This is a genomic window from Nocardia sp. NPDC005745 (assembly GCF_040630775.1).
Lineage (GTDB): Bacteria > Actinomycetota > Actinomycetes > Mycobacteriales > Mycobacteriaceae > Nocardia.
This window is the reverse complement of the sequence record NZ_JBEXYF010000011.1, coordinates 100,228-123,701: the sequence shown is the minus strand read 5'-3', so window position 1 is coordinate 123,701 and position 23,474 is coordinate 100,228. Positions and strand designations below refer to the sequence as shown.

21 protein-coding genes and 1 tRNA gene are annotated in these 23,474 nt (G+C 68.9%); 12 read left to right on the top strand and 10 right to left on the bottom strand.

Annotated elements, in window-relative coordinates:
• Positions 1–237 precede the first annotated feature (237 nt).
• The 5 genes from ABZ420_RS14470 to ABZ420_RS14450 form a co-directional block, all read right to left on the bottom strand.
• On the bottom strand, positions 238–1,641 hold the full coding sequence (locus ABZ420_RS14470; RefSeq protein ID WP_357121914.1) for an MATE family efflux transporter: 1,404 nt from the start codon (positions 1,639–1,641) through the stop codon (positions 238–240).
• A gap of 73 nt (positions 1,642–1,714) precedes the next feature.
• A complete protein-coding gene (locus tag ABZ420_RS14465; protein ID WP_357121911.1) occupies positions 1,715–2,746 on the bottom strand; it encodes a cysteine synthase family protein in 1,032 nt (343 codons plus the stop codon).
• A gap of 33 nt (positions 2,747–2,779) precedes the next feature.
• A complete protein-coding gene (locus ABZ420_RS14460; RefSeq protein ID WP_357121908.1) occupies positions 2,780–4,162 on the bottom strand; it encodes an alanine racemase in 1,383 nt (460 codons plus the stop codon).
• A 16-nt stretch (positions 4,163–4,178) separates the two neighbouring features.
• Positions 4,179–5,189, bottom strand: coding sequence for an ornithine cyclodeaminase family protein (locus ABZ420_RS14455; protein WP_357122126.1), 1,011 nt, complete (start codon positions 5,187–5,189; stop codon positions 4,179–4,181).
• The gene (locus ABZ420_RS14450; RefSeq protein ID WP_357121905.1) at positions 5,161–6,258 is read right to left on the bottom strand and encodes a TauD/TfdA family dioxygenase; all 1,098 of its coding nucleotides are present in this window, start codon (positions 6,256–6,258) and stop codon (positions 5,161–5,163) included. Before ABZ420_RS14450 ends, ABZ420_RS14455 begins: the two co-directional genes overlap by 29 nt.
• A 381-nt stretch (positions 6,259–6,639) precedes the next feature.
• Between ABZ420_RS14450 and ABZ420_RS14445 the strand changes: the two genes are divergently transcribed.
• The 9 genes from ABZ420_RS14445 (at position 6,640) to ABZ420_RS14405 (ending at position 16,121) form a co-directional block, all read left to right on the top strand.
• Positions 6,640–8,157 carry an ABC transporter substrate-binding protein gene (locus ABZ420_RS14445; protein ID WP_357121902.1) on the top strand — a complete coding sequence of 506 codons (1,518 nt, stop codon included), beginning with the start codon at positions 6,640–6,642 and terminating at the stop codon, positions 8,155–8,157.
• The gene (locus ABZ420_RS14440) at positions 8,154–9,083 is read left to right on the top strand and encodes an ABC transporter permease (protein WP_357121899.1); all 930 of its coding nucleotides are present in this window, start codon (positions 8,154–8,156) and stop codon (positions 9,081–9,083) included. Before ABZ420_RS14445 ends, ABZ420_RS14440 begins: the two co-directional genes overlap by 4 nt.
• Positions 9,080–9,901 (top strand): ABC transporter permease subunit, encoded by an 822-nt coding sequence (locus ABZ420_RS14435; protein WP_357121896.1) that lies wholly within the window; start codon positions 9,080–9,082, stop codon positions 9,899–9,901. Before ABZ420_RS14440 ends, ABZ420_RS14435 begins: the two co-directional genes overlap by 4 nt.
• Entirely contained in the window at positions 9,898–11,730 is a 1,833-nt protein-coding gene (locus ABZ420_RS14430) for an ATP-binding cassette domain-containing protein (protein ID WP_357121894.1), read from the top strand. The genes ABZ420_RS14435 and ABZ420_RS14430 overlap by 4 nt, the downstream gene beginning before the upstream one ends.
• An 81-nt stretch (positions 11,731–11,811) precedes the next feature.
• On the top strand, positions 11,812–12,537 hold the full coding sequence (locus ABZ420_RS14425; protein WP_357122123.1) for a lytic transglycosylase domain-containing protein: 726 nt from the start codon (positions 11,812–11,814) through the stop codon (positions 12,535–12,537).
• A 114-nt stretch (positions 12,538–12,651) separates the two neighbouring features.
• Positions 12,652–13,938, top strand: a complete 1,287-nt coding sequence (eno, locus tag ABZ420_RS14420) for a phosphopyruvate hydratase (RefSeq protein WP_040869660.1) — start codon at positions 12,652–12,654, stop codon at positions 13,936–13,938.
• A gap of 91 nt (positions 13,939–14,029) precedes the next feature.
• Complete coding sequence (locus tag ABZ420_RS14415) at positions 14,030–14,644, top strand: septum formation initiator family protein (protein ID WP_357121891.1); 615 nt, start codon at positions 14,030–14,032, stop codon at positions 14,642–14,644.
• Complete coding sequence (locus ABZ420_RS14410; RefSeq protein WP_357121888.1) at positions 14,641–15,174, top strand: DUF501 domain-containing protein; 534 nt, start codon at positions 14,641–14,643, stop codon at positions 15,172–15,174. Before ABZ420_RS14415 ends, ABZ420_RS14410 begins: the two co-directional genes overlap by 4 nt.
• Positions 15,174–16,121, top strand: coding sequence for a Ppx/GppA phosphatase family protein (locus tag ABZ420_RS14405; protein ID WP_357121885.1), 948 nt, complete (start codon positions 15,174–15,176; stop codon positions 16,119–16,121). The genes ABZ420_RS14410 and ABZ420_RS14405 overlap by 1 nt, the downstream gene beginning before the upstream one ends.
• Before the next feature lie 21 nt (positions 16,122–16,142).
• On the opposite strand, the gene ABZ420_RS14400 is transcribed toward ABZ420_RS14405, so the two are convergent.
• The gene (locus ABZ420_RS14400) at positions 16,143–16,661 is read right to left on the bottom strand and encodes an SRPBCC family protein (RefSeq protein ID WP_357121882.1); all 519 of its coding nucleotides are present in this window, start codon (positions 16,659–16,661) and stop codon (positions 16,143–16,145) included.
• A 410-nt stretch (positions 16,662–17,071) separates the two neighbouring features.
• Here ABZ420_RS14400 and ABZ420_RS14395 point away from each other — a divergent pair, with 410 nt between their 5' ends.
• The 3 genes from ABZ420_RS14395 to ABZ420_RS14385 all read left to right on the top strand — a co-directional run bounded on the left by ABZ420_RS14395 (position 17,072) and on the right by ABZ420_RS14385 (position 19,835).
• Complete coding sequence (locus ABZ420_RS14395; RefSeq protein WP_357121879.1) at positions 17,072–18,580, top strand: amino acid permease; 1,509 nt, start codon at positions 17,072–17,074, stop codon at positions 18,578–18,580.
• A gap of 46 nt (positions 18,581–18,626) precedes the next feature.
• Positions 18,627–19,544: a ribonuclease Z gene (locus tag ABZ420_RS14390; protein ID WP_357121876.1), complete on the top strand. Its 918-nt coding sequence runs from the start codon at positions 18,627–18,629 to the stop codon at positions 19,542–19,544.
• 217 nt (positions 19,545–19,761) lie between these two features.
• A tRNA-Leu gene (locus ABZ420_RS14385) sits at positions 19,762–19,835 on the top strand.
• A 255-nt stretch (positions 19,836–20,090) separates the two neighbouring features.
• On the opposite strand, the gene ABZ420_RS14380 is transcribed toward ABZ420_RS14385, so the two are convergent.
• The 4 genes from ABZ420_RS14380 to ABZ420_RS14365 form a co-directional block, all read right to left on the bottom strand.
• Positions 20,091–21,191: a hypothetical protein gene (locus ABZ420_RS14380; protein ID WP_357121873.1), complete on the bottom strand. Its 1,101-nt coding sequence runs from the start codon at positions 21,189–21,191 to the stop codon at positions 20,091–20,093.
• 41 nt (positions 21,192–21,232) lie between these two features.
• Positions 21,233–21,736 (bottom strand): hypothetical protein, encoded by a 504-nt coding sequence (locus ABZ420_RS14375; protein ID WP_357121871.1) that lies wholly within the window; start codon positions 21,734–21,736, stop codon positions 21,233–21,235.
• 422 nt (positions 21,737–22,158) lie between these two features.
• A complete protein-coding gene (locus ABZ420_RS14370; RefSeq protein WP_357121868.1) occupies positions 22,159–22,473 on the bottom strand; it encodes a hypothetical protein in 315 nt (104 codons plus the stop codon).
• A 318-nt stretch (positions 22,474–22,791) separates the two neighbouring features.
• The gene (locus tag ABZ420_RS14365) at positions 22,792–23,277 is read right to left on the bottom strand and encodes a DNA-directed RNA polymerase subunit beta (RefSeq protein WP_357121865.1); all 486 of its coding nucleotides are present in this window, start codon (positions 23,275–23,277) and stop codon (positions 22,792–22,794) included.
• Positions 23,278–23,474 lie beyond the last annotated feature (197 nt).

Sequence of the window (23,474 nt, the reverse complement as noted above, 5' to 3'; positions counted from 1 at the left end):
TTCGGACGGCGCGTCGCTTCCTGCGACGGTGCTCGGCTCGCTTCCGGCCGGGAACCGCGGCCCTCTGGGACTGCCGGTGCCGGAACGAATCTTGCGCTCCCGGGGACCAGGACTGCCGCAGCCGGAAACGATCTGCCATCCGCCGTGCGGTCGCTTGTCCGGTCCGAGGCGGCCGCTGCGATCGCGAGCGCCCCCTTCCCCGGCCCGTAGGTGGCGTAAGGAGCGCTCGCGGCCGGATCAACTCGGCGTGGTGAGGGTTTCCGGGAGCAGGCGGGGCCGGTCGCGTTCCCGCTCGCCGAGCAACGCGAAGTAGCGGCGCAGCATGAGGACGGCGGTGGTGGCCAGGCCCGCGGTGAGGCCCCACCAGACGCCCGCCGCGCCGAGACCCGCGGGGTAGGCCAGCAGCAGGGCGACGGGCAGGCCCACGCCCCAATAGCCGATCAAGGAGAGCCGGAAGCCCGCGTTGGTCGCCTTCAGCCCGCGCAGCAAACCGTTGCCGATGTTCTGGGCGGCGTCGAAGAACTGGAGCACGATGCCGATCAGCAGCAGGGTGTGCGCGACCCGGATGGTGTCGGTGTCCGAGGAATCCAGGAAGGGGCGCAGCACCAGATCGGGGGCGACCACGTACACCGCGCCGGTCACCGCCGCGATCACCGCGGCGTGCCGCAGCGCGAGCCACGCCAGCGCGCGTGCGTGCGAGTGCTCGTCGCGCGCGACCGCGTGGCTGACCAGGATCGACGCACCGTGCGACAGGCCGATCGCGACTTGGAAGACGATGTAGATGATCTGGTAGACGACGTTGTGGGCGGCCAGCGCCGCGGGGCCGATGCTGCCCATGACGAGGGCGAGCACCGAGAACATGCCCGCCTCGGAGCCGTAGGTCAACGCGATCGGCGTGCCGAGTTTCAGCTCGGCGCGCACGGTGCTCGGCCGGACCGGCAACGGCGTCACGGGCAGGGTGCGGCCGAGTTCCTCGTCACGCCACACCATCGCCCAGAACACGCCGAAGGTGATCAGGAAGACGAGCGAGGTCGCGACGCCGATACCGGTCAGCCCGAGCTCGGGCAGCCCGCCCTTGCCGTGGATGAAGCCGAGGGCCAGCAGCAGGTTCAGCGCCACCGAGCCGAGCGTCACCAGCAACAGCGCCTGCGGGCGCTGCATGCCGACCGTGTATTGGCGCAGCACCTGGAACCACAGGCAGGGCAGCAGGCCCGGTGCGAGCGCCACCAGCAGGGGACGGGCGTCGGCGAGCACGCCCGGGTCCTGCCCGAGCCACGGCAGCACCCAGCCCAGCCCGATCAGCACCGCGCCGCCGAGCAGGCCCGCGACCGTGGCGATCGCGAAGCTCGACCGCAGCAGGTCGCGGATCTCCGGATCCGGCGAATCGCCGCGTTTGCCTGCCGCGCTCACGGCGGTGGCGATCTGGTTGCCGCTGCCGGTGATCAAACCGACGCACATGGTGCGGATCTGGTTGAACAGCACGATCGCCAGGCCGCCGGCGGCCACCTGCCGCACGCCGAGCGTGCCCATCAGCGCGATGTTGGTGGTGGACACCGCGATCTGGGCCAGCTGGGTCAGCGCGATCGGCGTCGCGAGCGCGGTGAGCCGCCCGCCGTCGCCGTGGAAACTCGTCACGATCACCGGTTCTCCTTCGCGGAAGGCGGGAGCGCGGTCCCGCGCGGGCGCAACGTCATGCGGTACGAGCGACCGGACCTCACCGCGCTTGCACCAGCGTGTTCCTGGCAGCGGGCGTGTAGCGCCGCAGCAGTTCCGCGACCTCGTGTTCGGCGTCGGCGTCGAGCAGGTCGCGCTCGTTCATCCAGTCGTCGTCGAACACGGTGTCCAGGTATTTCTCCCCGCCGTCGCAGACGATGGTGACCACGGTCGAGCCCGGCGGGAACTCCTCGAGCCGGGTCAGCCCGGCGTGCACCGAACCGCCCGCCGACCCGCCGATCATCAGGCCGAGCTCGGCCGCCACCGCCCTGGCGGTCGCGAAGGCCGCCACGTCGGAGACCTTCACGCCCTCGTCCAGCAGCGAATAGTCGACGGCGGTGCCGATGGTGGCGCCCGGCGGGGTGCCGGTGCCCGACTGCCAGTACGGGCCGCCGGGCCCGCCGAAGGCGATCGAACCGACCGGCTCGACGCCGATCACGTAGGGCGGGCAGCCGAGCTGGCGCAGCCGGGTCGCGGTGCCGAACAGCGAACCTCCGGTTCCCACCGCGGACAGCAGGATGTCGACCCGCTCGACGTCCTCGAGCAATTCCTCCGCCACCGGGTAGTAGCCCACGGCGTTGGCGTCGTTGTTGTGCTGCTCGGTGAAGAACGCGTCGGCGCGCTCGGCCGCCATCGCCTCGGCCAGGTCCTCCCGTGCCGAGGTGGCGAGATTGTCGTCGCCCTCGTCGGCGACGTACACGAGTTCCGCACCCATTGCCCGCATCGCGCGCAGTTTGTCCTTACATGCGTGATGGTCGACCACTGCGGTGAAGCGATACCCACGTTCGGCGGCGACTACCGCCAGGCCGAGCCCGGTGTTGCCGGACGTGGACTCGATGATATGTCCGCCACTGCGCAGCAAACCGCGACGCTCGGCATCGAGCACCATTTCGCGCGCCATTCTGATCTTGGCCGCGCCGGTCGGGTTGAACTGCTCGAGTTTGAGCAGCAGGCGGGTGCCCGTCGCGGTGGCCGCGAGCTCGAACAGCGGCGTGCGACCGATCAGATCCGTCACGCGCGTGACGAGCGGCATTGATGTCTCCTGGTTCTGGTCGGGAAGTCGGGGTCAGCTACCGTCGCGGGTCCAGCGGAAGCGCTCGCCGGGTGCGTCGTGCAGCACGACTTTCGGTGGGATGGGCAGTTCGTGGAAGGCGGACTCGTTCGAATCCATTTGATAGCCCGCGGTATTCGGGTAGATCAGCAGGTCGCCGACCTCGGCGGGGCGCGGCAGCGGCACCCGGCGCCAGCTCAGCATGTCGGAATCCAGACAGCTGGCCGCACCGACGCACGTCGGCGTCACGGTGCCGGGGCGCGCGGGCCACAGCACCGGATCGGGCAGGTACTCGCTGTCGAACCATTGCTCCGAGAGGCTGAGACTGGTGCCGTCGACGGTGAGCAATCGGTAGGGCTTGCCGTGCGCGTGCCTGGTCTTGCCGCCCTGGACGCGGAAGACGGTGCAGCCCGCGTGCGCGAGCAGCGCGCGGCCCGGTTCGATCGCCAGGCGCACGGCGTTGTCGCGCAGTCGCCCGGCGAGATCGGCGTGGTCCAGGATCTGTGTGAGCATGGCCGCGCCGGGCACCGGAAAGTGGTACGGGTAGTACGAATCGAAGGACTTCCCGGAGTGGAACCACTGCCTGCCCATCCCCGCGGCGAACTCCAGGGCGGCGTCCGCCGGAACGTAGTCGACGCCGAAGCCCCCGCCGATCGAGACGGTGGTGGCCGGATGCCCCAGTGTGCGCGCGTGCAGGCAGCGGGCGATCAGCTCGCCCGCCAATTCCGCCCGCGCGACCGCGTCGTAGCCGGACAGGTGAAAACTGAAACCTTCCAGCCGGATCGATGCGCGAGCGCCGCACAGCGCCAGCGCGTCCTCGATTTCGCCGGATGTCATGCCGAATCGGCTGGCCGAGGCGGCGGGCAGCACGCGAAGCAGCACGCGCGCGGGCTCCCCGGCAGACGTGAGCGCGGCGAGCCGCTCGAGTTCGCCGAGGTCGTCCACGGCGATCAGCGAACCGTGCCGGGCGGCCAGCCACAGCAGGTCGTCCGCCTTGGCCGGGCCGGTCACCATGAGGTCGGGGCCGCGCACGCCCTGCGCCAGCGCGGCGGTCAACTCGCCGACGCTGGCGACGTCGACGCCCGCGCCGTGTTCCGCGCACGCGCGCGCCACACAAGCGGCCTTGTTCGCCTTCTTGCCGTAGTAGATCGTTCCGTGCACTCCGGCGCGAGTGAAAGCGGCGCGGAAGGCCCGGATGTTGTGGCCGACCCGTGCCGGATACATCACATGGAACGGGCCGCCCATCGCGAAAGACAGGTCACCGAGCAGGTTCGGATCGGCGAGCAGGCGGCGCTCCCATGGGTCCAGATGCGCGGGCATCGGTGACGCGCTGATCGACTCGTGCGCGTTCGCGTCGGCCCCCGGCTCCACGGCGATACTCGACTGTTCTAGTCCCACCGCGTGCCTCCGTGCGCTAGTCCCACAGCGGCACCTCCGTACCGCGGCCCTCCGCGATCGCCCGCTCGGCCAGCGCGTGGGCCACCGCGATGTCGGTCAGCACCAGTCCGCTGTTGTAGACGAAGACGCGTTCGTCGTCCGAGCGGCGCGCCACCGCACGGCGATTCAGGATCTGTGGCAGCTCGGCGTCCACCGCGCGCAGCGTGCCGTCCGGCCCTGCCATGTCGGTGCCGGTCAGCGCCATCTGCTCGGCGCTGGTCGCGATCACGCGATCGGCATCCGCCAGCGTCGATGGCGCGAGTCCGTAGCCGACCAGCACCGCCACCGAACCGGGTGCCAGATCCTCGGATTCGAGCGCCACCTCGGTGGCCGGGCCCGCGGTGGCCAGCACGACATCGGCCGTGGCCGCCGCGGCGCGGGGATCGGTCACGGTCTCGAGCAGGGCGTGCGGATGATGCTCGGCGAGCCCGCGGTGCACGGCTTCCAGCCCCTCCGGGTGGGTGCCGTAGACCATCAGCTTGCGCAGCTGCGGGTTGGCGGCGAGCAGATGCGGCAGGGCGTTGCGGCCCTGGGTGCCGGTACCGATCAGCAGCACACTCTCCGCGCCGCGCCGGATCGTCTCGCGCACCAGCAGCGCCGAGACCGCGGGCGTGCGCAACGCGCCGACCCGGGCGCAGTCCATCATCGCGATCGGCGCACCGGTGCTGTCGTCGTAGAGCGTGATGGTCGTGTAGTACCGCTTGGTACTGCGATCGTGGCCGGGGTCGAACTTGTAGGAGGTCTTCATCGCCACCACGCGCCTGCGGCCGTCCCGGCCGAGCATGGCGTAGGCGACCGACCAGCCGTCCGGGTTCGCGACGCTGAGTTTGCGCGGGTTGTCCGAATCGCCCGCCGCGAAGGCGAGATACGCCTCCTCCACCGCGCGCACCACCGCGGCCGGTGTGATCGGCACGTCGGCGAGGTCGCTGCGGCTCAGCACCCGCAAAGGTGTGCTTCGGTCACGCGTGCTCAAGGGGTCCTCGATCATGTCGTACTGCATCCCGCTCATGAGTGCCGCTCGCGACCGGCGGGGTGTCCGCCGTCCGGAACGGGGCCACGGTTTGTTGCCCGTAGCCATTCTCGTCGGCTTCCTCGGCCCGCCGCTGTCGTTCCGGAAGCCGGATGTTCACTCGCTTGAGCCATCGGTCGGTGCCGTCGTATCGCGCGGTGAACGGTACCCGGCCGTGCACGGCGACATCGTTGTCCACCAACAACAACTCACCGGGGGACAGCGTGGCGGTCACGCAGACGCGTTCGAGTTCGGCGGCGAGTTGTTCGTAGGCTGCCCGGAATTCGGCGTCCGCCTCGGCGAGCGGAGTGTATGCGGGGTCGTAGCGCAGTGTCTGCCGGTCGGGGCCTGCAGCGCTCCACAGCGTCGGAATCGCTGCGGCAGAGTAGGTTTCGTGTCCGTCGCCGTAGGATACGTCGGGCAGGATCGGCAGGACGGGAGTGCTGAGCAATGCGCGCTGCTCGGTGGTGAGTTCGATCCGGCGCGCCGACGACACGGTGGTGCCCACCAGGTCCGGATTGCGTAGGCAGCCGAGCATCAGTATGTGGGCGCGTTGCGGATGGAAGGCGTCCTCGGTGTGCGGGCTCAGCAGCACTTCGCTACTGGCGCCGGACTGTTCGTATTCGTGACCGGCCGCGGGAACGATGTTGTTGACCAACCGTCCGCCCTGCTGCCCCTGCCAGCCGAACGGCTCACCCGTACTGCGCGCGAGCAAGAGCATGACCAGGTCGAGTTCGAACGAACGTGCGCGACGCACCGGATCGCCGCTCCAGCTCGCCGCCTCGCGCCAGCTCGGCGGAGTGGGCCCGAATTCGTTGTCCACCAACGGAAGACGTCCTACAACCGCGGCGCCTGCCGCGGTGGCCGGCGGGCGCATGGCATCGCGCACCTCGGTCGGGAGTTCCGCGGCGCCCGCATCGATCCGTTCGATGATCGCCGGGTCCGTGAGGGTGCGCGCGGCGGTGGCCGGATCGGTGAGCGTGTGATCGAGTGTGGCGGATATCGCTCTGGCGAGCTCCCGCACCGCCCGGCCCGCCTCCGCGGACATCTCACGTCGTTCGAGGTCTTGTGGGTGAAGCGTCTTACGTTCGGAGAGAACGCCTTTCACCAAGGGTCCCTTCTTCGCATCGGTTCGAAAAGCAGGGGTCACGTTCTTTATGCGAAGGTATCCCTTCCGCCTTAGTGAAGCAAGGCTTACCTAAGCGAGTCGGCGAAAAATAGCCGGATCGTATAACCACGCTTCGGTCCGGGCCGGCGGTCGGCGGGTGCGCTCGCGCTCGATTCGGGAGTTTGCGGGCGGTACGCCCTTGCGCTGCCGTTTCGGTGCCGGAATCGGCGAGTCGCGCAATCCATTAGGCTAGCCTGTCCTGATCAATACACTGGGTGGGCGGCACCGAGGTGGGTTCGGTTCAGGAATGAGGGCAGCGCAATGGTTTTGAATCGACGGCAACTGCTGCGGTCGAGTCTCGGGGCGGGGGCGGTGTTGCTGGTAGCCGCCTGTTCCGACGGCGCGGACTCGTCCGGCCCCGCGCGGCGCGGCGGCACGCTGCGGGTGGGCGCGCTCGGCACCGCGGCTCGCACCGAACGCGACCCACACGCCAACCTCAGCAACGACAGCGACTTCCTGATCGCCTCCCTGGTGTACGACGCCCTCACCGTGCCGGGCGGTAACCCGAATGTCGTGCCGCGCTTGGCCACTCGCTGGGAGCCGGATGCCGATCGGCGGCGCTGGAGTTTCACCCTCGCCGAGAATGCGACCTTCCACGACGGATCACCGGTGACCTCCGAGGATGTCGTGTGGTCGCTGCGCAGGCTGCGCGGGGTCGGCGGCGCGTCGAAAATGCCGGTGGCCGTGGAGGACATCACCGCCGACGGGCCCAACCGCGTCATCCTCACGGTGCCCGAGCCGAATAACCAACTGCCGCTGCTGGTCCGGCTGATGACCTTCACGGTGAAGAAGGACAGCACCGATTTCACCAAGGCGGTCGGCAGCGGACCGTTCCGGTTGGAGTCCTATCAGGGCGGCAACGCCCGGCTGGTGCGCAACGAGCAGTGGCACGGCGGGCCACCGACGCTGGACGCCATCGAGGTCACCATGTTCGAAAGCGTGACCGCGCTGAGCAACGCGGTGCTCGGCGGGCAGATCGACCTCGCCTCGAACGTCGGCGCCATCGCGGGACGCACCGCCGAGGGCCGCGGTGATCTGACAGTCGTGCGCCGCGCGAACGACACGGTGGTCGGCGTCGCCATGCGCACCTCCGACGGGCCGTTCGCCGACCCGCGGGTGCGCACCGCTCTGCGGCTCGGCGTCGACCGCACAGCTCTGGTCAACCAGGTGCACTCCGGATACGGAACAGTGGCCAACGACGTCCTCGGCACCGGCGACCCGCTCTACGACACCTCTCTCGCCCAGCGCACCCGCGACGTCGACCGCGCGAAGGCGCTGCTGCGCGAGGCGAATTTCGATACCGGGCGCGGCTATCCGTTCGTCACCAAGGCCGAGGCGCCCGGTGAGGTCGAGTCGGCGAAGGTGATCGCCACCCAGCTCGCCGAGATCGGTGTGCGGCTGGACGTGGTCACCCAGGAGCCGAACGCCTTCTACGACCAGACCTGGCTGAAGGCGCCGCTGTACACGATCTCCTGGGGCACGAACGATTCCACGCTCTTCTTCGCGAGCAAGTTGCTGGCGGGCGGATCGAATCGCAACGAGACCGCCTTCAAGGACACGGCGTTCGACGCGGCCACGGCGAAAGCGCTCGGCGCGCACAGCGACGAGGAATATCGGCAGGCCGCCAAGGAACTACAGCGCATCCAGTACGAGCGCGGCGGATACCTGGTCTGGGGCATGGCCGACGGTATCGACATCGCCGCGTCCCGGGTGCGCGACCTGCCGACGCTCGGCGGCTTCGCCCGCGTCCAATTGGAAAGGGTCTGGCTGGCCGGGTGATCTCCTTCGCGCGACTCCTGCTCCGGCGCGTCATCCTGCTGGTGACGCTACTGGCCTGCGTCTTCGTCGCCGTGGACCTGCTGCCGGGCAACACCGCCCGCGCCGTGCTCGGCCGGGAGGCGACGCCGGAGCAGATCGCGGCCAAAGAACACGAACTCGGACTGGACCGCCCCCTGACGGTGCGGTTCTGGCACTGGATCTCCGGCGTTGTGACCGGTGATTTCGGGCGTACCGCGCGCGGACGGCCGGTCAACGACCTGCTCGTCGACAAGTTCCCGCCGACGCTGCTGCTCGGTGGGCTCGCCCTCGCGGTGACCGTGCTCGCGTCGCTCGCGCTCGGCGCGTGGTGGGCGACGCGTCCGGGCAGCGTGGCCGCGCGCGTGTTGCAGCCGACGACGACCACCGCCGTGGCGGTTCCCGAGTTCGTGATCTCCACGCTGCTGATCCTGGTGTTCGCGCTGGCGCTCGGGTGGCTGCCCGCGGTCACCATCACCGGCCGTTCCGGGATGCCCGCCGGGCCCGAAATGCTGGTGCTGCCGGTGCTCGCGCTCGCACTGCCTCAGGCCGGCTGGAACACCAGGGTGGTGCGTGCCGCCCTGGCCGACGCCGCGCTGGCGCCGCACGTGGAAAGCGCGGTGCTGGACGGGATTTCGAGCCGGACGGTGCTGATTCGGCACGTGCTGCCGTTCGCGCTGCCGACCATCGTCGCCAGCTTCGCCACAACGGTGGGGATGCTGCTCGGCGGGGCCCTGGTGGTGGAGACCGTCTTCAATTACCCCGGTCTCGGTGCGGTCCTGGCCGGCTCGGTGGCCGATCGGGACACCTCGGTGGTCGCCGCGGTGGTCGCGCTGTCCGGGGTGATCATCATGATCATGCTGGCCGCCGCCGACGGCATCCGCAGCTGGTCGTTGCGGGGGTGGCGATGAAGCCCTCCTCCGAGGTCGCGAGTCCGGCGCGGCGACGGCTCGGCCGTCTGACGGTCGCGCCGGCGCTGCTGGTCACCCTGCTGGCGGTGCTGGGCCCGACGCTGGCGCCGCACCCGGCGGAGCAAGCGATCGGCATCCCGTTCGGCGATCCCGGCGCGGGCGCGCCGCTGGGCACCGACCGGCTGGGCCGCGACGTGCTCAGCCAACTGCTGTACGGCGGTTGGGGACTGCTGTTGGTGGCCGGGATCATCGCGGTGACGGTGACCGGGGTGTCGTGTGTCCTCGGCGCGGTCGCGGCGCTGCGCCCGCGGATCGGCGAGTGGATCGAACTGGGCACCGACCTGTTCATCCTGCTGCCCGCGGTGCTGGGGATCCTGCTCGTGCTGACCTCGTGGCCCGACGCAGGCACCTGGGGCCTGATCGTTCTGGCGCTGCTGTTCGGCGTCCCCTATTGCGCGCGGATCTTCACCGCCGCCGCTGCCGGGGTCGCGGCATCCGGATATGTCGAGAGCGCGCGGGCCGCCGGTGAGTCACTGACGCACCTGGTGTTCCGGGAGGTGATCCCGAATCTGCGCGAGGTGTCGACGACCCAGCTCGGGCTGCGTTTCGTGGCTGGGGTCTATCTCGTGAGCACGGCGTCCTTCCTGCAACTGCCCACGACGCTCGGCGCGACAAACTGGGCGGTCATGGTGCGCGAGAACACTTCCGGCATGCTGCTCAATCCATGGGCCGTGCTGGCCCCGAGCCTCGCCATCGCGATCGTCGCGGTGAGCGTGAACCTGGCGGTCTCGGCGTTGGGGCGAGGGGAGCGGGAATGAACGTGAACGTGACGGTGCGGGACGGCCGGACGGTGCGGGCGGATGATGCCGGACGGGTGACCGGCGATCTCGTCGCGGTCGATGACCTGACCGTGCTCGACCGGGACGGGCGGAACTTGGCGGGTCCCGCGACGTTCCGCATACCGGCGGGAACGGTGACGGCGCTTACCGGTCCTTCCGGTTCGGGTAAGACGACGGTGATGCGGGCTCTGCTCGGACAGCTGCCCTCCGCCTCGGCGCGAGCGACAGGTTCGGCGTCGGTTGCCGGTCACGACGTGCTCATGCTCGATCCTGCGGCGCTGCGACGATTTCGGCGGCGGCACATCGCCTACGTCGGACAGGATCCGGGATCCGCGCTGAACCCGCTGTTACGCGTACGCGCTCTGCTGCGTGAGGTGTCGCCCAAGGTGTCGGAGTCAACGCTGACCGAAACGCTGGCGCTCGTCGGCCTCTCGCCGGATTACCTGCGCCGCCGTCCCGGTGAACTCTCGGGCGGCCAGCAGCGCCGCGTCGCCCTCGCCAGAGCGCTGATCCGCCGCACCGGAGTGCTGGTGCTCGACGAGCCGCTCGCCGGGCTGCACGGCGCGCTGCGCACCGACATCGCCGGACAGCTCGCGGCGCTCGCCCGTGAGCGGTCGACGGCGATCCTGCTGTCCGGTCACGACACCGCCCTCGTGCACTCGATCGCCGACGACATCGTCGAACTCGGTGTGGTGCCTCAGGTATCCGTGCCTCCGGTTCGTACGACCGCTTCGGCAGCGAGAACATCCGGTGTGGTGACCGGGTCCGCACCGGGCCCGTCGACCGCCACGTCCGCTGATCCGGTCGGCGCCATGGCGGTCGGTGGCCGGGCCGAACTCGCGCCGGTGCCCGACAGCGGATGGTCGCGGCCCGGCGGCCCCGATCCGGCACGAACCGCGGCGGCGGGCGGACGCGAGCAACGCACCGGTCCGACCTCTTCGTCACGGCCCGCCGGTCGGCCGCCCAACGGTGTGGCCGTTCGACGCGACAAGCCGAAGCAGGCGGACGAAAGTGAGCCGACGAGCAACGGTCACACGTCCTCCGTTGTCGTCGCGACGGACGATCGACCGCCGGACCTCGCGCTGCGCGCCGAGGGGATCAACGCCTCGATCGACGGACACCAGGTGCTCGCCGACATCGATTTCGCGCTCGAAGCGGGTTCGGCGCTCGCGGTCGTCGGCGCGTCGGGCGCGGGCAAGACCACTCTGGCGCGCGTCATCGCGGGGTTGCACCGTTCGGCGACCGGATCACTGGAGTTGCGCGGGAACCCGATCGTCGTGGGCGCGAACAGGCGAATCCGATACGGCGCGGGCGGCATTCAGTTGGTCACCCAGAACCCTCGCTCCGCGCTCAACCCGCGCCGCACCATCGCGCAGACGCTCGGCCGTCCGCTGCGGCGGATCGGGCGCGTAGCGCGCCGGGACCTCGCGCGGCGGGTCACCGAACTGCTCGCCGCTGTCGAACTGTCCGCCGATCTGGCCACCCGCTACCCGCACGAGCTGTCCGGCGGACAACGCCAGCGCGTGGCCCTGGCGCGCGCCCTCGCCGCCGAACCCGCCGTGCTCCTGTGCGACGAGATCACCTCGGCACTGGACCACACCACCGCGTCCGCGATCATGGCACTGCTGGACCGGATCCGGGCCGAACGCGACACCGCCCTGCTGATCATCACCCACGACATGGCCTTGGTCGCCGAATACTGTCCCGGTCTGCTGGTCCTCGATCAGGGGCGGATCGCCGAATCGGGTCACACCGGAACCGTTCTCGCCGCGCCGACCCACAACGCGACCAACGAGTTGCTCGTCTGAACCGCCGCGGGTCATGCGCACGGCCGACACGCCGTGGGCTCCGTCACCGGCTTGCCGCAGGCACGAGCCGTCACCTGGATCATGGAAGGGGTGTTGCGAAAGACCGGCGTCTCGGCCGCCGTCGTGGTGATTCTCGGGCTCGCCGGTTGCGGGATCGACCGCACCCCGATCCCGGAGGGCATTCCGCCCGGACCAGGGGCGCCGCTGCCCGTGATCGACCTGGACGCTCCCGGCCGCACGGCCGTCCAGTTGCGCGGCTGGGCAGGCGAGCAGGCCGGGCGGCTCGGCATCCCGCCGGTCGCCCTGGAGGCGTACGGCTACGCGGCGGCCGTGATGACCAGGGCCCGCCCCGACTGCGGCATCGCGTGGACGACATTGGCCGGCATCGCGAGCGTGGAGAGCGGGCACGGCACCCATCGCGGTGCGCGGCTCGGCGATGACGGCTCGATCCGCCCGCCGATCATCGGCATCCCGCTGGACGGCTCACCCGGCGTCGCGCTGGTCGAGGACACCGACCGCGGCGCACTCGACGGCGATCCGGTGCACGACCGCGCCGTCGGCCCGCTGCAGTTCATCCCGGAGACCTGGAAGCGCTGGGGCGTCGACGCCAACGGAGACGCGACCGCGGATCCGCAGAACATCGACGACGCCGCGCTGACCGCCGCCAGGTACCTGTGCGCCAGCGGCGGCGATCTCACCTCCGAGCACGGTTGGCAGCGCGCGTTGCTCACCTACAACCAGTCGCGCAGCTACCTGCTGACGGTGCGCGATCGAGCCGCGAGCTACAGCGTCGGCCGCCGGGTGTGATCCTCCGGTCCCCGGAGTGCCGGTTACCCGCCTCGCTGCCGGGACGATAGGCTCGCAACGCACGGCCCATCCCGTGAGACCAACCGTGTCAGCAGCCGAAGGAGTGTCGTTTTCGTGGCCATCATCGAACAGGTCGGAGCTCGCGAGATCCTGGATTCCCGCGGTAACCCCACCGTCGAGGTCGAGATCGCTCTCGACGACGGCACCCTGACCCGGGCGGCCGTGCCCTCCGGCGCGTCCACCGGCGAGCACGAGGCCGTCGAACTGCGCGACGGTGGCGAACGCTACGGCGGCAAGGGCGTGCGCAAGGCGGTCGATGGTGTGCTCGACGAGATCGCGCCCGCCGTCATCGGCTTGGACGCCGTGGAGCAGCGTACCGTCGACCAGGTGCTGCTGGACCTGGACGGCACCCAGGACAAGTCCCGGCTCGGCGCCAACGCCCTGCTCGGTGTCTCGCTGGCCGTGGCCCGCGCCGCCGCCGAGTCCTCGGGGCTCGAGCTGTTCCGCTACCTCGGCGGTCCGAACGCGCACGTGCTGCCCGTCCCGATGATGAACATCCTCAACGGCGGCGCGCACGCCGACACCGGCGTCGACGTGCAGGAATTCATGGTCGCCCCGATCGGCGCGCCCACCTTCAAGGAGTCGCTGCGCTGGGGCGCGGAGGTCTACCACGCGCTGAAGTCGGTGCTGAAGGCCAAGGGCCTGTCCACCGGCCTCGGTGACGAAGGCGGTTTCGCACCCGACGTCGCGGGCACCAAGGCCGCGCTCGACCTGATCAGCGAGGCCATCGCCAAGACCGGCCTGAAGCTGGGCAGCGACGTGGCGCTCGCGCTGGACGTCGCGGCCACCGAGTTCTACAGCACCGGCAGCGGCTACAAGTTCGAGGGCGTCGTGCGCTCGGCCGAGGAGATGGCGCAGTTCTACGCCGACCTGATCGGCGCCTACCCGCTGGTGTCCATCGAGGACCCGCTGTCGGAGGACGACTGGGACGGCTGGGTGACCCTGACCGACCAGATCGGCGAGAAGATCCAGCTCGTCGGCGACGACCTGTTCGTCACCAACCCGGAGCGCCTGGAAGAGGGCATCGCCAAGGGCGCCGCCAACGCCCTGCTGGTGAAGGTCAACCAGATCGGCACGCTCACCGAGACCCTGGACGCGGTGGAGCTGGCGCACCGCAACGGCTACAAGACGATGATGTCGCACCGGTCCGGCGAGACCGAGGACACCACCATCGCCGACCTCGCCGTCGCGGTGGGCAGCGGCCAGATCAAGACCGGCGCCCCCGCTCGCAGCGAGCGGGTCGCCAAGTACAACCAGCTGCTGCGCATCGAGGACGCGCTCGGCGATTCGGCTCGTTACGCCGGCGACGTCGCGTTTCCTCGCTTCGCGTTCGAAGGCTGACCTGCGGTACGAGCGACGGGCCCTGAGGAGGTAGCGGTGCGTGACCACCCAGGGCCCCGGGAGTGCCGCGAAGCAGAGACCGAGGCGTGAGATGACGGAGCGACGTGCGCGTGGGACCAGTCCGGCCGGACGTGGGGACCGCCGCACGTCGCGTGCCGACGGATCGCGCCCGGCCGATGCCGCGGCCAAGCGCGGCCGCAGGCGATCGGAGACCGCGGAGAAGCCGAAACCGCGCAAGAGCGCGCGGGGTTCGGCCGTCGGCAGGCACGACCACACGTTCCTTGGGCTCTCCACCGGCAAGGCGGTGATCCTCGCGATGGTGGTGTGCGGGCTCGCGCTCACCCTCGCCGTGCCGATGCGCACGTACTTCACCCAGCGCGCGGAGGCCGCGCAGCTCGCGCAGCAGCGCGAGGAACTCGAGGCGGATCTGGCCCGGTTGCGGGATCGCCGTGCGCAGCAACAGGATCCGGCCTACATCCGGACCGAGGCGCGGGACCGCCTTCGCCTGGTGCTGCCCGGCGAGACGCCGTACATCGTGCAGGTGCCCGGCATCGAGGCGCCCGCCCCGCCCCCCGCGCCCACCAGAGCCAGGGAACCCGATCCCTGGTACACCGAACTGTGGCGCAGCATCGCCGAGCCACAGCCGACGCCCGGAGCCGCTCCGCCGCCGCCCGCCGCGCCGCAAGTACTGGAAGGACCTAGGTGACCGCCCCGAACGACCAGGATCTCGCGATCATCGCCGAGCAGCTCGGCCGTGCGCCGCGCGGCGTGCTCGCCATCGCCTATCGCACCCCGGACGGGATCCCGGCCGTGGTGAAGACCGCGCCCCGGTTGCCCGACGGCACCCCCTTCCCGACGCTCTACTATCTGACCGATCCCCGGCTCACCGCGGAGGCGAGCAGGCAGGAATCCGCCGGTGTGATGCGCGAGATGACCGAGCGGCTGGCCGCCGACGCGGAGCTGGCCGCCGCCTATCGCGCCGCACACGAGAGCTATCTGGCCGAACGGGACGAAATCGAATCGCTCGGTACGGATTTCACCGGCGGCGGGATGCCGGAGCGGGTCAAGTGCCTGCACGTCCTGATCGCGCACGCACTGGCCAAGGGGCCGGGGGTGAATCCGCTCGGCGACGAGGCGGTGGCGCTGGCCGCCGAGCACGGCCTGCGTGGCACCGCCGTTCCGGCCGACTGGCCCGCGCCGCGCCCGACCGGCTCGCGAGAGACTGGAGCACAGTGATGAGTGACCGCGTAGCCGCCGTGGATTGCGGCACGAACTCCATCCGACTGCTGATCGCCGACGTGCTCGGTGACGGGCGCCTGGCCGACGTGCACCGCGAGATGCGCATCGTCCGCCTGGGCCAAGGAGTCGACGCGACCGGTTCGCTGGCGCCCGAGGCGATCGAACGCACCCGCGCCGCCCTGGCCGACTACGCCGCGCTGATGCGTGCGGCGGGCGTCGGCCGGGTGCGGATGGTGGCCACCTCCGCCACCAGGGACGCCGCCAACCGCGAAGACTTCTTCGCCATGGCCAGGGCCGAACTCGGCACCGTGGTCGCGGGTGCGGAAGCCGAGGTGATCACCGGAGACGAGGAGGCACGCCTGTCGTTCGCCGGCGCGATCGGCGAACTGTCCAGCGCCTCGGGTCCCTTCGTGGTGGTGGATCTGGGCGGCGGGTCGACCGAGCTGGTGTTCGGGGACAGCGCGGGGGTGCGATCGGCGTTCTCCGCCGACATCGGCTGCGTCCGGATCACCGAGCGCTGCCTCGCGGGCAACCCGCCCACCGCCGAAGAGATCGCCGCCGCCCGCGCCTTCGCCACCGAGCGGTTGACCGAAGCGTTCACGCACGTCCCCGTGGAGGGCGCGCACACCTGGGTCGGCGTGGCGGGCACGATGACCACCTTGGCCGCGGTCGCGCTCGATCTTCCCGAATACGACTCGGAGCGGGTGCATCTCACCCGATTGACCATGGACCAGGTCCGCCGGGTCTGCGACCGGCTGATCACCATGGACCACGATCAGCGCGCCGCGCTGGGGCCGATGCACCCAGGCCGGGTCGACGTGATCGGCGGCGGCGCGGTCATCACCGAGGTGCTCGCGGAGGAACTGTCCCGGCGCGCGGGCATCGCCGAGCTGGTCGTCAGCGAGCACGACATCCTCGACGGCATCGCCCTGTCGATCGCCTGACGGAGCTTCGTCCGGGGCCGGTCAGCTCTGCGGTTGGTGACCGTCGAGCCGTGCCTCGGCGTGTGTCTCCGCTCCCGGGCGGGCTTCGGTGCGGCCCGCGATACGGGCTTTGCCGACCGCGATATCGGCGAGCCGGGACAGCGATTCCTTGTTCCGCGGCACCAAGAGCAGCTCTTGCAGCACGTTGGGCATCAGGTTGCCCAGTCCTCGCTCGGCATGCTCGTACATCCGGATCTGGGTCTCGCCGGGTGCGGTCTCCACGAGTTCCAGACGGATCCACGCGGCGCCGAGCGGCGAGAGTTTGGCCTCGAGTTCGAGCATGTGCGGCGGATCCACCGACACGACCTGCGTGGTGTCGTTCACGGTGAACGGCCATACGCCCGCGCTGTAGTGCAGCTGGGAGCCGACGCCGGGCCATTCGCCGTCGACGTCGCGGATGTGCGTGGCGCCGACCACCCAGGCGCAGAACAGCCATCCGTCGGCGAGGATGTCGAAGACCTGTTCCGGTGTCGTCGGCACGGTGATTTCCACGTGGACCATCAGCTCAACGCTTTCTGGAGGTAGGCCGTTGCGGGTTTGCCTGTCGATTGCGGGGTGCCCGGTGGTGCGGCGGGCAAACCACCTGCCGCGACCCGGTCGCCGCACGGGCGTGAACAGAACATACGAATCCTCCACAACGCTGTCCGAGCTGCGATCTTCTAAGGATGGTTGAAGCGGCAACACCACGGCTGGGTTGGTCTCGGAATGTCGATGTCGGGTAGTTTGGCTCGGTTCTATGACCCAGGTCACGAGTTCGCCGATTTCCGGTACCGCCGGGACGGTCATGGTTTGTGCGGGGACTGATCGTCGCCGCCATCGCACCATGGCTCAGCAAATTCCTGGCCGGCGTGCATCACCTCGCCGTATGGGTACAGAACACCAAGCACAGCAGCACGAACTAAGGAGAACGCGTGACTAACCCCGGGCCACAAGCCGATCCGGCGGGTGATGTCTCGTCTCGGTGGGGCGGTTTGTTCCGAACCAAGTCCATCGAACAGTCGATCCGCGACACCGACGAACCCGACTCGAAACTCCGCAAGGACCTGACCGCCTGGGACCTCACCGTCTTCGGCGTGGCCGTCGTGGTCGGGGCGGGCATCTTCACCCTCACCGCGCGCACCGCGGGCAATGTCGCGGGACCGTCGGTCTCGCTGGCCTTCGTGTTCGCCGCGATCGCCTGCGGGCTGACCGCGCTGTGCTACGCCGAGTTCGCGTCCACCGTCCCGGTGGCGGGCAGCGCCTACACCTACTCCTACGCCACCTTCGGCGAGCTCGTCGCCTGGATCATCGGCTGGGACCTGATCCTGGAGTTCGCCCTCGCCGCGGCGGTGGTGGCCAAGGGCTGGTCGCAGTACCTCGGCGAGGTGCTCGGGGACATCTCCCCGATCGCGCACCTCGGCCCGGTGACCTTCGACTGGGGCGCGGTGCTGCTGATCGCCGTGCTCGGCGTGCTGCTCGCGACCGGCACCAAGGTGTCCTCGCGGGTGTCGGCGGTGGCCGTCGCCATCAAGCTCGGTGTGATCGCGCTGGTGCTGGTCGTCGGCTTCACCTATTTCAAGTCCTCGAACCTCACGCCCTACATTCCGCCGTCGCAACCCGGTGAGCGGGGCGAGGGCCTGCGGCAGTCGCTGTTCTCCTATCTGACCGGCGCCGGGGACAGCAACTTCGGCTGGTACGGCCTGCTCGCCGCGGCCAGCCTGGTGTTCTTCGCGTTCATCGGCTTCGACGTGGTCGCCACGACCGCGGAGGAGACCCGCGACCCGCAGAAGGCGGTGCCGCGCGGCATCTTCGGCTCACTGCTGATCGTCACCGTCCTGTATGTCGCGGTGTCGCTCGTGCTCACCGGCATGGTGCCCTACACCGAGCTGTCCGGCCGCGACGCGACGCTGGCGACGGCGTTCGCCATCCATGGGGTGACCTGGGCGAAGAACATCATCTCCATCGGCGCCCTCGCCGGGCTCACCACCGTGGTCATGGTGATGTACCTCGGACAGACCCGGGTGCTGTTCGCGATGGCGCGCGACGGACTGATGCCGCGCAGGCTCGCGCACACCGGCACCAACGGCACTCCGGTGCGGGTCACCGTCATCGTCGGCGTGGCGTGCGCGCTGCTGGCCGGGTTCGTGGATTTCGGCACGCTGGAGGAGATGGTCAACATCGGGACGCTGTTCGCGTTCGTGCTGGTGTCGATCGGCGTGCTCATCCTGCGACGCACGCGTCCGGACCTGCCGCGCGGATTCCGGGTGCCGCTGGTGCCGCTGATCCCCATCCTGGCGGTGCTGTCGTGCCTGTGGCTGATGCTGAACCTGTCGGTGGAGACCTGGCTGCGGTTCCTGGTGTGGATGCTGATCGGCTTCGTCGTCTACTTCGCCTACTCCCGGCGCCACTCCCTGGTCCGGAAGGCCGCGGCCACCCGGTAGCGCGGCCCTGTTCGGCGTGCCGGAGGCAGGCGGATAGCCTGACGCGGTGTCGCAGCGTGAGTTGGTTGTTCTCGGAACCGCGAGTCAGGTGCCGACGAAACAGCGAAACCACAACGGGTACCTGCTCCGGTGGGACGACGAGGCGATCCTGTTCGACCCCGGTGAGGGTACGCAGCGGCAGATGACCTACGCCGGTGTGTCCGTCACCGGGATCACCCGGATCGCCATCACCCATTTCCACGGCGACCACAGCCTCGGGCTGGCCGGGGTGGTGCAGCGGATCAACCTCGATCGGGTGCCGCATCCGGTCGACGTCTGCTTCCCGGCGTCGGGCGGCGAGTACTACGACCGCTTGGTCAACGCGACGTCCTACTATCACCGCGCCGAACTGCGGCCGCGTCCGGTCGCAGGCCCCGGCGCCGTGGACTTGCCGGGGGCGCCGTTCACGGTGACGGCGGTGCGGCTCTCGCATCCGGTGGACACCTTCGGCTATCGGCTCAATGAGCCGCCCGGCCGACGCATCCTGCCGGATCGGTTGCGCGCCTTGGGGTTGCGCGGGCCGATCATCTCCGAACTGCAACAGCGAGGCGAGGTCGAGTTCGACGGTCGCACCATCACTTTGGCGGAGATCAGCGAGCCCCGAGCCGGTCAGAGCTTCGCCTTCGTGATGGACACCCGGCTGTGTGCCGGTGTCGGCGAACTCGCGGCCGACGCCGACATGCTCGTCATCGAAGCCACCTTCCTGGACGCCGACGAAGAGCTCGCCGTCGAATACGGCCATCTCACCGCGGGCCAAGCCGCGCGGGCCGCCGCCGACGCGGGCGTCCGCGCCCTGGTCCTCACCCACTTCTCCCAGCGCTACCGCGACCTCGACGAGCACCTGGCCGAAGCGGCGAAGTACTTCACCGGCGAGATCCACATCGCCACCGACCTCGCCCGAATCCCGGTGCCACCCCGGCGCTGACGCCCGACACGCCGAGCCGACCGGCGGACGTTAACACCGGCCCGCCGAGACCGATCTAGTTCTCTGGGACGCCTGCCGACCCGGGCTCGAAACAACCGCCACCGGCGCCGGTCACCCGACCGCGCCCTCCGGCATCCGCCCACGGCCGACGCCCCGCCACCCCGAGGAACACTCGGAATTCCGGTACAGCCGTACGACTCGGTACGCTGTCCCGGACGCCCCCATAGCCCAATTGGCAGAGGCAGCGGACTTAAAATCCGCCAAGTGTCGGTTCGAGTCCGACTGGGGGCACTCAGGAAACGCACGTAGAGGCGTTTCCGTGCGCCCGGCACGCCCCCGTCGAATCCTGCGTTCCGCAGTGAGTCCCCAGCGGCTGCCAGGACGCCCGGGATCATCGCGTCCGCGACCGGTCCAGATCGTCGTCGGACACATGCCCTAGGGGTCCGAGGTCGGCGTCGCTGTACGAGCCGACGCACGGACCGTTGACAAGTGCGATCCGAACCCGACCAGGGTCGGCCGCACTGCGAACTGGTAGAGCGCAGAGGGTTATCGGTCGCGGGATATTCCGCGTGTGCGGTCCTGTCCGTGCCCGGTGCCGCCACGCGCAACACTCGGTGCGTGACCATGTGGCTGCCTTACCGCCGCTTGCGGGTGGTGCGCCTGACCCAACCACACAAGTCTTTCCACCTCGGACAGACGCCCCTTCTCGTCCAACTCCCTGAACGCCGCGTTCCTCGCTTCGTCTAGAGCCTTGAACGCGGCCTCGCGTTCCTTCTCCGCTGCTGCGCGCGCTTCGGCCGCTGCACGCTCGGCGCTGATGGCGTCGGCCGCTTCTGGGGCGGCGTGTTCTCCGGTGTCGGCGGATTCCCGTTCCTGATATTGGTTGGGTACTGGGAATGCCTGCGCTACTCGTTGGGCGGCTTCGCGTTCAACCCGTGCTCGCTCGGTTTCCGGTGTTCGGCCCGCTTGCCTGGCAAGATCGGCTTGCTCTCGCGTCTGCCGATCGCGTCCGGCTTTCTGCGGTGCATCCGCCCGGCCACGCACAGCAGCTTCCCGGAACTGCTGCATCTTCCGGAACCGTTCGGCTCGCTGCTGTGCCCGCTCGATCTTGCGTATCTTGGCAAGGCGTTGACGTGCGCGGTTGGCGCGTTTCAGTTCGTATCTTGTCTTCAATTCCAGCTGGCGGGCGTCGTTTTCGCGTGCCAGCCCTCTGGTGAATGCCTCACGAGCCTGCTCCCGTGTCAATTCTTGGTGGATCACCCGGTCGCCGAATTCTTGCTTCAGCGTTACCAGTAATTGGCGGTATTTCGGCGACATCTGTTCACCTGCTACGGTCCGAATGCGAAGCGATTCGATTTCGCGTTTCGCGAGAAGCTCGCGGTCCTTTTGCAGCTCCCGGATGTCGTTTTTGCTGCCCATCTGGCCCGACTTGTCTTCGATGGCGTGAATCCGCCCGTGCTCATCGGCTCTGGCCTTATCGTAATGTCGGGGCCCGAGCGACGTGGAGTGCCGGTTCGGTTGCTGCACGTAACCGTTCTGGCGATCACGGAAGAGGTGTTCTATGCCGTTCTCGAAAATTCTTCCGCGAGTCGGATTATCGTATTTATCTCGGATTCTGTCGTACTCATCAGGCATGACAGTACCCACCCCCGAAAGTATTGCACGTGTCTCAGTGCGGAGCTATCAAGCTACTTATCGTCAGGTGACGATGAATATTCTTCTGCAAATTCGCGCAACATCTCGGCCATGCCGGAGAACATCCCGCCGTCGGTCACGTCATGATCGTCGATCATGAGTTTCATCAATCCGTATGCGGTATCGCCATCGGTGTCGAAACCGTATTCGAGCATCGGGTTGACGTGATCGTAGAATGAATTCTCGCGGCCGAACCATTCGTAGTCCTCCCAGTGTGCGCCCGCGTATCGGATAAAGAGTTCGCCCATAAAACATATGAAGGCGTCAGCCATGTCGGCGTTTTCGGCTCTCATGGCGGTAGCCATGTCCGGAAACAATTCGGCCACAACGGTGTCGAGCTTGGACAATTCTGGATCGCCTTCGGGCCACGGCTCGGAGGGAATATCACGCAATCCCGCATAATCGAGGAACTTTCGTACTTGTGCGGCCCGCCGATTTGGGTCGACCCATTTGCCCCATTCGGTCTGCTCGACCTGAACGCCTAGATCCATCGTCATCTGCTCGTCCTTCCCCACCGTCTACTCCCTCTCGTCATGGTCGGAACAGGTCAGTGTCTCGCCCGCACGCGCATCAGGCAACCAGCGCAGATGGAGGCGCGGTGTCACATCGGAACCGTCCTCGCTCGATATACAGGCGTTCGCACGGTAGAAGTCATGCCGTGCAAGAAGTGGTGCGGTCCGGCTGGTTGGGGGTGCATGTGAGGCCTTCCGGGGACGATGCACCTTGGCGTGAATACTGTTGTGGTGCAACGAATGTCATAGCGTAATTACTGAAAAGGGTAGCGGGCGGGCTCGGTGGGGCACACCGATGCGGAGCCCGTCCGCGCAGCCTTCCTTTTGGGTGCCCCGGCACGTGCCTGCGTCCCTGTGGGGTTAAAGGGGGGCAGGGGCGGTTATCCGTACGGGCCGGTCTGGGTGGTTCAGGTGTTGTTGAGGTGCTGGCCGATGATCGCGGGGATCAACAGGTCCAGAAAGGTGATGTCGTCGGCGGCGGGGATGTTGTCGATGATCGGGTCGAGTAGCGGTGCGGCGTACAAGCGGCCGGTGTGGGGTCCGGCGGCGGTGCGGGCACTGCTGATCAGTTCATAGACCACCATTGCCATCACATGCACACGGGCTGTGTCACTCATCCCGTCGCGCACCGCGTCCGCGGTGGCGGCTACCAGGGTGCCGATCACGTCGGTGAGGACATCGAGTTCGGCGGCGGATCGCTCGGCGTCCTGCTCGTCGGTCACCGACCCGCCTGCGGCGGCTGGACCGGTGTCGACGCGGGCGGGGCGTGTTCCGGGTATCGGGTGGGGTCGAACACGACGCGGATACCGACCCACGGGCATTTCTGGCCTCCGAGTGCGATGTCCATCGGGGAATCGTTCTCAGCCATGCGGCCGTTGACGACCTCCACCATCTTTGCGAGGCAGTTCATGGATGGGCATTCAACCGAGGACACCGCACCGGTCGCCGGATCCAGGGTGGCGATGCCGCAGTGCTCGACGGTCATCCACGAGTCGCAGCCTGGACCGCACCCGAATGGCGCTGCGGCCGTGCTGCTGTGCTCAGGCATACACCACCGCCCGCCGCTGCCGCGCATGCTTGGCGGCGCATCCCCGGATCGCCTCGATCACAACCCGCCCCGGTGGACGGTAGCCGTCGCGGGGCGGCTGCACCCACGCCCGGAACAATCCGGGCCGCTGCCCGGGACCGGGCAACGCGATCTGTCCGGCGCGCACGATGGACACACCAAGCCGTGACATCTCCGCGAACAACCGAATGTCCTCCGGCAAGTCCGGACCGGTCAGGAAGGTCCATCGCTGCGAGCGCGGGTGGGTCAGTACCGGCCCGACCGGCTGGCCGTGCTGATGCATCCAGGTTTTGACTTCCGAGCCGATGAACGCGGGCATCATCACCCCGCACACCCACCCCGCCCGCATCGTGATGCGACCCAGATGCGGCGGCTGGACTTCAGCGGGCAGATCGCACACGTGCCGGTAGAAGTGACACGCAGACAACGGTGTACGCCCGAGCTGTCTAGATGAATTCACTAACGCCTCCCCTGATCGATGTACTGGTGTGCACCCGACGCCGAGGCCGAACCGCTGGCTGTGCGTCGCGGGCCGCCTGGCGGGCGCCGGGAGGAACCGGCAGCACCCGGCGTCGGGGCTGACCATGAGGGTTGTTCATCGCCGACGTGATCGGAACCGTCTGAGTGCTACGGAAGCGCTACGCTCGTGCCCACCAA

Bases quoted from the DNA above. Each gene is read 5' to 3' on its own strand.
- ABZ420_RS14465 (WP_357121911.1), bottom strand. From the start codon at position 2,746: ATGCCGCTCGTCACGCGCGTGACGGATCTGATCGGTCGCACGCCGCTG.
- ABZ420_RS14455 (WP_357122126.1), bottom strand. From the start codon at position 5,189: ATGATCGAGGACCCCTTGAGCACGCGTGACCGAAGCACACCTTTGCGG.
- ABZ420_RS14450 (WP_357121905.1), bottom strand. From the start codon at position 6,258: ATGTCCGCGGAGGCGGGCCGGGCGGTGCGGGAGCTCGCCAGAGCGATA.
- ABZ420_RS14445 (WP_357121902.1), top strand. From the start codon at position 6,640: ATGGTTTTGAATCGACGGCAACTGCTGCGGTCGAGTCTCGGGGCGGGG.
- ABZ420_RS14435 (WP_357121896.1), top strand. From the start codon at position 9,080: ATGAAGCCCTCCTCCGAGGTCGCGAGTCCGGCGCGGCGACGGCTCGGC.
- ABZ420_RS14430 (WP_357121894.1), top strand. From the start codon at position 9,898: ATGAACGTGAACGTGACGGTGCGGGACGGCCGGACGGTGCGGGCGGAT.
- ABZ420_RS14425 (WP_357122123.1), top strand. From the start codon at position 11,812: ATGGAAGGGGTGTTGCGAAAGACCGGCGTCTCGGCCGCCGTCGTGGTG.
- ABZ420_RS14415 (WP_357121891.1), top strand. From the start codon at position 14,030: ATGACGGAGCGACGTGCGCGTGGGACCAGTCCGGCCGGACGTGGGGAC.
- ABZ420_RS14405 (WP_357121885.1), top strand. From the start codon at position 15,174: ATGAGTGACCGCGTAGCCGCCGTGGATTGCGGCACGAACTCCATCCGA.
- ABZ420_RS14400 (WP_357121882.1), bottom strand. From the start codon at position 16,661: ATGGTCCACGTGGAAATCACCGTGCCGACGACACCGGAACAGGTCTTC.
- ABZ420_RS14375 (WP_357121871.1), bottom strand. From the start codon at position 21,736: ATGACGATGGATCTAGGCGTTCAGGTCGAGCAGACCGAATGGGGCAAA.